This is a genomic window from Piscinibacter sp., assembly GCF_050175855.1.
Lineage (GTDB): Bacteria > Pseudomonadota > Gammaproteobacteria > Burkholderiales > Burkholderiaceae_C > Piscinibacter.
Map to the genome: position 1 here is coordinate 1 of NZ_JBFXIO010000325.1, position 6,000 is coordinate 6,000.

9 protein-coding genes are annotated in these 6,000 nt (G+C 70.9%); 7 read left to right on the forward strand and 2 right to left on the reverse strand.

Features of this window, described 5'->3' with window-relative positions; genetic code table 11:
- A partial coding sequence (prs, locus tag AB7U92_RS20275) for a ribose-phosphate diphosphokinase (protein WP_428581197.1) occupies positions 1-529 on the forward strand: 529 nt, incomplete at its 5' end.
- A gap of 49 nt (positions 530-578) precedes the next feature.
- The gene (locus AB7U92_RS20280) at positions 579-1,697 is read left to right on the forward strand and encodes an HD-GYP domain-containing protein (protein ID WP_428581200.1); all 1,119 of its coding nucleotides are present in this window, start codon (positions 579-581) and stop codon (positions 1,695-1,697) included.
- 16 nt (positions 1,698-1,713) lie between these two features.
- Here AB7U92_RS20280 and gpmA read toward each other — a convergent pair whose 3' ends face one another.
- Positions 1,714-2,457 (reverse strand): 2,3-diphosphoglycerate-dependent phosphoglycerate mutase, encoded by a 744-nt coding sequence (gene gpmA, locus AB7U92_RS20285; RefSeq protein ID WP_428581203.1) that lies wholly within the window; start codon positions 2,455-2,457, stop codon positions 1,714-1,716.
- 107 nt (positions 2,458-2,564) lie between these two features.
- Here gpmA and AB7U92_RS20290 point away from each other — a divergent pair, with 107 nt between their 5' ends.
- The 5 genes from AB7U92_RS20290 to AB7U92_RS20310 all read left to right on the forward strand — a co-directional run bounded on the left by AB7U92_RS20290 (position 2,565) and on the right by AB7U92_RS20310 (position 5,799).
- Positions 2,565-2,975, forward strand: coding sequence for a rhodanese-like domain-containing protein (locus AB7U92_RS20290; protein ID WP_428581206.1), 411 nt, complete (start codon positions 2,565-2,567; stop codon positions 2,973-2,975).
- A gap of 20 nt (positions 2,976-2,995) precedes the next feature.
- Positions 2,996-3,253, forward strand: a complete 258-nt coding sequence (gene grxC / locus AB7U92_RS20295; RefSeq protein ID WP_428581209.1) for a glutaredoxin 3 — start codon at positions 2,996-2,998, stop codon at positions 3,251-3,253.
- An 81-nt stretch (positions 3,254-3,334) separates the two neighbouring features.
- Complete coding sequence (gene secB, locus AB7U92_RS20300; protein ID WP_428581213.1) at positions 3,335-3,805, forward strand: protein-export chaperone SecB; 471 nt, start codon at positions 3,335-3,337, stop codon at positions 3,803-3,805.
- Between the two features lie 19 nt (positions 3,806-3,824).
- On the forward strand, positions 3,825-4,808 hold the full coding sequence (locus AB7U92_RS20305) for an NAD(P)H-dependent glycerol-3-phosphate dehydrogenase (RefSeq protein WP_428581216.1): 984 nt from the start codon (positions 3,825-3,827) through the stop codon (positions 4,806-4,808).
- Positions 4,809-4,827: 19 nt separating this feature from the next.
- Positions 4,828-5,799: a Bug family tripartite tricarboxylate transporter substrate binding protein gene (locus AB7U92_RS20310; RefSeq protein ID WP_428581219.1), complete on the forward strand. Its 972-nt coding sequence runs from the start codon at positions 4,828-4,830 to the stop codon at positions 5,797-5,799.
- Here AB7U92_RS20310 and AB7U92_RS20315 read toward each other — a convergent pair.
- Positions 5,786-6,000, reverse strand: a 215-nt coding sequence (locus AB7U92_RS20315; RefSeq protein ID WP_428581222.1) for a tRNA (cytidine(34)-2'-O)-methyltransferase, incomplete at its 5' end; no start/stop codon positions are given. The genes AB7U92_RS20310 and AB7U92_RS20315 overlap by 14 nt on opposite strands.

Consider the following 6,000-nt stretch of genomic DNA (forward strand, 5'->3'; position numbering starts at 1 on the left):
CACCATCGATCCGCACCTGCACCGCATCGCCTCGCTCGACGAGGTGATGCCCGGGTCGAAGGGCATCGCGCTCACGGCGGCGCCGCTGCTCGGGCAGTGGATCGCCGCCCAGTGGTCGGGCACGGCGAAGCCGCTGCTGGTCGGCCCCGACGAGGAGGCCCTGCAGTGGGTGCGCGCGGCCGGCGAGGTCACCGGGCTGGAAGGCCTCGTGTGTCGCAAGACGCGGCGCGGCGATCGTGACGTCGAGGTCGAACTTCCGCACGTCGACATCACCGGCCGCGAAGTCGTGCTCATCGATGACGTGGCCAGTACCGGCCACACGCTGGTGCAGGCCGCTCAGGCGCTGCGAGCACGCGGTGTCGCCACCATCGACGTGGCCGTGGTGCACGCGCTGTTCGGCGGCGATGCGCTCGATCGGCTCGCCGCGGCGGGCATCCGCCGCGTGTGGAGCACCGATGCGGTGCCGCATTCCTCCAACGTTGTCACGGTCGCACCGATGCTGGCGAGGGCAATCGCTGATGTTCGTTGAGTGTGCGAGACGCCCATACTCGTGACCGTTCCGGTCCGGGAGGGTCCTCATGCACTTGTTGCGGCTCGTGGCGAGCCAGGTCCGCCTCGGCGAACCCCTGCCCTGGGGCGTGCGTGACGAGCACGGCCAGCTGCTGCTCGCCCGCGGCCACGTGATCGGCAGCGAGGCGCAGCTCGCCGCCCTGCTCGAGCGGGGCGCGAGCGTCGACATCGAGGAGGTGCGTGCCGCGGCCTCCCGAGCCGAGGCCGAGAAGAAGCGGCCGGCAAGCCTCTTCGCCCAATGGGAGCAGGTGCTGTGGCAGCTCGACCGCGCGCTGCGCAGCATCGCCGAGCCCGGCTTCGCCGAACGCATCGACGAGGTGCGCGAGCGCATCGAGACGCTGACGCTGCGCGACCCCGACATCGCGATCTACCTCACGGTGCGGCAGGACCCCAAGCGCCTGACCATCTACGCGCTCGCGCACTCGGTGCACTGCGCGCTGGTGGCCTTGCTGATGGCGCGCCGGCTCGGCTGGGACGAGGCCCGCAAGCGCACGCTGATGCGCGCGGCGCTGACGATGAACGTGGCGATCCTCGATCTGCAGGGCCGCATGGCCGCGCAGGGCTCGCCACCGACGCCGCCGCAGATGGAGATGATCCGCGCCCATCCCGGTGTCGGCGTGAAGATGCTGCAGGCGGCCGGCATCGCCGACGACGCCTGGCTCACAGCCGTGGCGGATCACCACGAGCGCTCCGACGGCAGCGGCTATCCGCAGGGGCTGCACGAGGTCGGCGAGCTCCCCACCGTGCTGCGCTGCATCGACGTGTTCATGGCCAAGATGGCGCCGCGTGCGCTGCGCCCACCGCTGAGCCCGCAGGTGGCGGCGCGCCAGCTCTACCAGGACAGCGGCGGCGCGCCCGCGTCGGCGGCCATCATCAAGGAGTTCGGCATCTACCCGCCGGGCGAGTTCGTGCAGCTCAAGTCGGGCGAACTGGCGGTGGTGGTGCGGCGCAGCAGCGACGCGCGCACGCCGCTGGCCGCCAGCGTGACCGACCGCCATGGCATGCCGCACGTCAACACCGTGATGCGCGACACCGCAAAGCCGGAGTTCGCGATCACCGCGACGGCGTCGGAGTCGAAGTTCGTGCTGCGCATGCCGCCGGAGCGGCTGTTCGGCATCCAGGAGTGATGCCGAGGCGCCGGGCTCAGGCCTTGCCCTGGTTGGCCACCGCCGCCGCCGCCTTGGCCGCCGCCTCGGCATCGCCGAGGTAGTAGCGGCGGATCGGCTTCAGGTTCGCATCGAGCTCGTAGACCAGCGGGATGCCGTTGGGGATGTTCAGCCCGACGATGGCGTCGTCGGAGATGCCGTCGAGGTACTTCACCAGCGCGCGGATGCTGTTGCCGTGCGCCGAGATCAGCACGCGCTGGCCGCTGCGGATCGCCGGGGCGATGGTGTCGTTCCAGTACGGCAGCACGCGCGCCACCGTGTCCTTCAGGCATTCGGTCAGCGGTACCTCGCCGTCGGCGAGCTTCTCGTAGCGGCGATCGCCGCGCTCGCAGCGCGGGTCGGTGGCCTCGAGCGCCGGCGGCGGCGTGTCGTAGCTGCGCCGCCACACCAGCACCTGCTCGTCGCCGAACTTCTTCGCCGTCTCGGCCTTGTTCAGGCCCTGCAGCGCGCCGTAGTGGCGCTCGTTCAGGCGCCAGTGCTTGATCACGGGCAGCCAGTGGCGGTCCAGCTCGTGCAAGGCATACCAGGTGGTCCAGATCGCACGCTGCAGCACCGAGGTGTAGACCACGTCGAACTCGTAGCCCTCGGCCTTGAGCAGGCGGCCGGCCTCCATGGCCTGTGCCACGCCGGTGGGTGTCAACCCGACGTCGGTCCAGCCGGTGAAGCGGTTCTCGAGGTTCCAGGTCGATTCGCCGTGGCGGATCAGGACGAGCTTGTGCATGGAGCGTGGGGATTCGGTCGGTGGGGGGATCGTCCAGGGCAGACCCGGACAGGCAGGGTCCGAATTCTATAATTCGGGCTTTGCCTGCCGGCACCCGAAGGCCCCCCTTGAAGTTCTTCATCGACAACTGGTTCCTCTTCTTCACCGCCATCGTCTCCGGCGGCCTGCTGCTGTGGCCGCTGCTCGGGCGCGGCGGCGGCGCCGGCCGAGTCACCCCGGCGCAGGCGGTGCAACTGATCAACCGCGAGAAAGCGGTGCTGATCGACGTCAGCGAGCCTGCGGAGTACGCCGGCGCGCACGTGACGGGTTCGAAGAACGTGCCGCTGGGCAGCCTGGACGGCTCGGGCGACCTGCCGAAGAACAAGACTCTGCCGGTCGTGCTGGTGTGCCCTTCGGGCACGCGCGCCGTGCGTGCCGCGGCGACGCTGAAGAAGCTGGGCTTCGAGAAGCCCCACGTGCTGGCCGGCGGGCTGGCGGCGTGGCGCGAGGCCAACCTGCCGATCGAGAAGTCCGCCTGAACCCACGCGAAGGATCCGCCATGGCTGCCGTGAAGATGTACACCACCCAGGTCTGCCCGTACTGCCAGCGCGCCAAGGCGCTGCTCAAGCAGCGTGGCGTCGATCAGATCGAGGAGATCCGCATCGACCTCGATTCCGCCCAGCGCGACCACATGATGCAGATCACCGGCCGCCGCACCGTGCCGCAGATCTTCATCGGCGAGACCCACGTGGGCGGCTGCGACGACCTGATCGCGCTCGACCAGCGCGGCGGGCTCGTGCCGATGCTGCAGGGCTGAGGCGCCGGGCCGACAACCGCCGCGGGCGATAATCCGCGGCTCGCCGCCACTTCGGCGGCCGAAACCACCACAGAGATTCCCATGGCCGACGACAACCAGACCCCGGTGTTCCAGATCCAGCGCATGTACCTGAAGGACCTGTCGCTGGAGCAGCCCAATTCGCCGCAGATCCTGCTCGAGCAGTCGCAGCCGGCGGTCGACATCCAGCTCGGCCTGGGCGCGGAAGCCATCGCCGACGGCATCTACGAGGTCGCGGTCACGGCCACGGTCACCACCAAGGTCGGCGACAAGGTCCTGTTCCTCGTCGAGGCCAAGCAGGCGGGCATCTTCGAGATCCGCAACATCCCGGCGGAGCAGCTCGACCAGATCATCGGCATTGCCTGCCCGGGCATCGTCTACCCGTACCTGCGCGCGATCGTCTCCGACGTCTGCACGCGCGCCGGCTTCCCGCCGGTGATGCTGGCCGAAGTGAACTTCCAGGCGATGTACGAAGCCCAGCGCGCCCAGGCGGCCGCGCAGAACGGCTCGGGCATCATCACCAGCGCCAACTGAGGCCGAACGCGCCCCGCCCATGAACCTGACGGTACTGGGCGCCGGGGCGTGGGGCACCGCGCTGGCCGCCAGCGCCTGCAGCCGCCAGCCCACGCTGCTGTGGGCGCGTGATGCGGCGCAGGCCACAGCCATCCAGCGCGAGCGCCGCAACACCCGCTACCTGCCGGAGGCAGCGCTGCCTGCGCCGCTGGCCATCACCGCCGACTTCGACGAAGCCGTCGCGCACGGCCGCGACGGGCTGATCGTCATCGGCACGCCGATGTCGGGCCTCGAAGGCATGCTCGCACGCCTGCCGGCCGATGCGGCGGGCGTGCTGTGGCTGTGCAAGGGCTTCCAGGAAGGCAGTGGCCGGCTCGGCCATGAGATCGCACGCGACGTGGCGCCGGCGCTGCGCTGCGGCGTACTCTCCGGCCCCAGCTTCGCCATCGAGGTGGCACGCGGCCAGCCCACCGCGCTGGTGGCCGCCAGCAGCGATGCGGCGCTCGCCGAACGCGCGGTGGAGGCCTTCCACGGCGACAGCCTGCGCGTCTATACCTCGACCGACCCGATCGGCGTCGAGGTTGGCGGCGCGGTGAAGAACGTGATGGCGATCGCCACCGGCATCGCCGACGGCATGTCGCTCGGCCTGAACGCGCGCGCCGCGCTGATCACCCGAGGCCTGGCCGAGATGACGCGCCTGGGCGTCGCCCTCGGGGCACGCGCCGAGACCTTCATGGGATTGTCCGGCCTGGGCGACCTGGTGCTCACCACCACGGGTGACCTCTCGCGCAACCGCCAGGTCGGCCTGCGCCTGGCCCAGGGGCTGGCACTGCCGCAGATCCTCGCCGAGCTGGGCCACGTGGCCGAGGGCGTGCTCAGCGCCGCCACCGTGCTGCGCCGCGCGCAGGGTCTGCAGGTGGACATGCCGATCACCGAGGCGGTGGTCGGCGTGCTCGAAGGGCGCTTCTCGCCGGCGCAGGCGCTCGGCGCGCTGATGGGCCGCGAATCGCGGCCGGAACACTGAACCCGTGCAAGGAGCCGCGATGCTTCGTCGACATCTGATCCGTGCCGCCGCCGCTTCCGCCGCGGGGCTGGCGCTGCCCGCGTTCGCACAGGCCTGGCCGTCGCGACCGATCAAGCTGGTCGTGCCGTTCCCGCCGGGCAGCTCGCCTGACCTCATCGGCCGACTGATCGCCGAGCCGCTGGCTGCCGCGCTGGGGCAGCCGGTGGTGGTCGACAACCGGCCGGGGGCGGGCGGCAATGTCGGCACCGGCTTCGTCGCCAAGGCCGAGCCCGACGGCCACACGCTGCTGTTCACCATCCAGGGGCCGCTGGTCACCGCACCGCTGCTGAGCAAGGCCCTGCCGTACGACCCGGCGAAGGAGCTGGCGCCGATCAGCCTGGTGGCCACCTCGCCGAACCTGCTCGTCATCGACCCGAAGCTCGGTGCCGAGTCGCTGGCCGATTTTGTCAAGGTCGCGAAGTCGCGCCGCGGCGAGCTCAACTACGGCAGCGTGGGCAACGGCAGCGCATCGCACCTGGCGATGGAGCTCTTCAAGGCGCGCGCCGGCATCGATCTCGTGCACGTGCCCTATCAGGGCTTCCCTCAGGTGGTCAACGCCTTGCTCGCCGGCCAGGTGCAGGCCGGTTTCATGGTGCCGGGCATTGCGATGGGCCAGGTGCGCGCCGGCAAGCTGCGCGGCCTCGCGGTCTCGACGCTGGGCCGCACGGCCGCGCTGCCCGAGTTCCCGACCCTGGCCGAGCAGGGCTTCGCCGGCTTCGAGGCAGTCTCCTGGCAGGCCGTGCTCGCACCCGCGAAGACGCCTGCGGCCATCGTCGAGCGGGTGTCGCGCGAACTCGTGCGCATCATCCGCAGCGACGAAGTGCGCACGAAGATGCTGGCGCAATATTTCAGCGCGGCGGGAACCGCCCCCGCCGCCCTGGCCAACCTGATGGCCAGCGAACGCGAGCGCTGGGCGAAGGTGATCGCCGCGGCCGGCGTCAAGCCGGAGTGACCGGACGCGTGGGCGGCGTGGCACCGGCGTAGCCGCACTGCCGCCAGGCCTCGAACACCGCCACCGCCACCGCGTTGCTCAGGTTCAGGCTGCGCTGGCCGGCGCGCATCGGCAGCCGCAGGCGCTGCGCCGGCGCGAAGGATTCGCGCACAGCCTCGGGCAGGCCGGCGCTCTCGGAGCCGAACACCAGCCAGTCGCCGG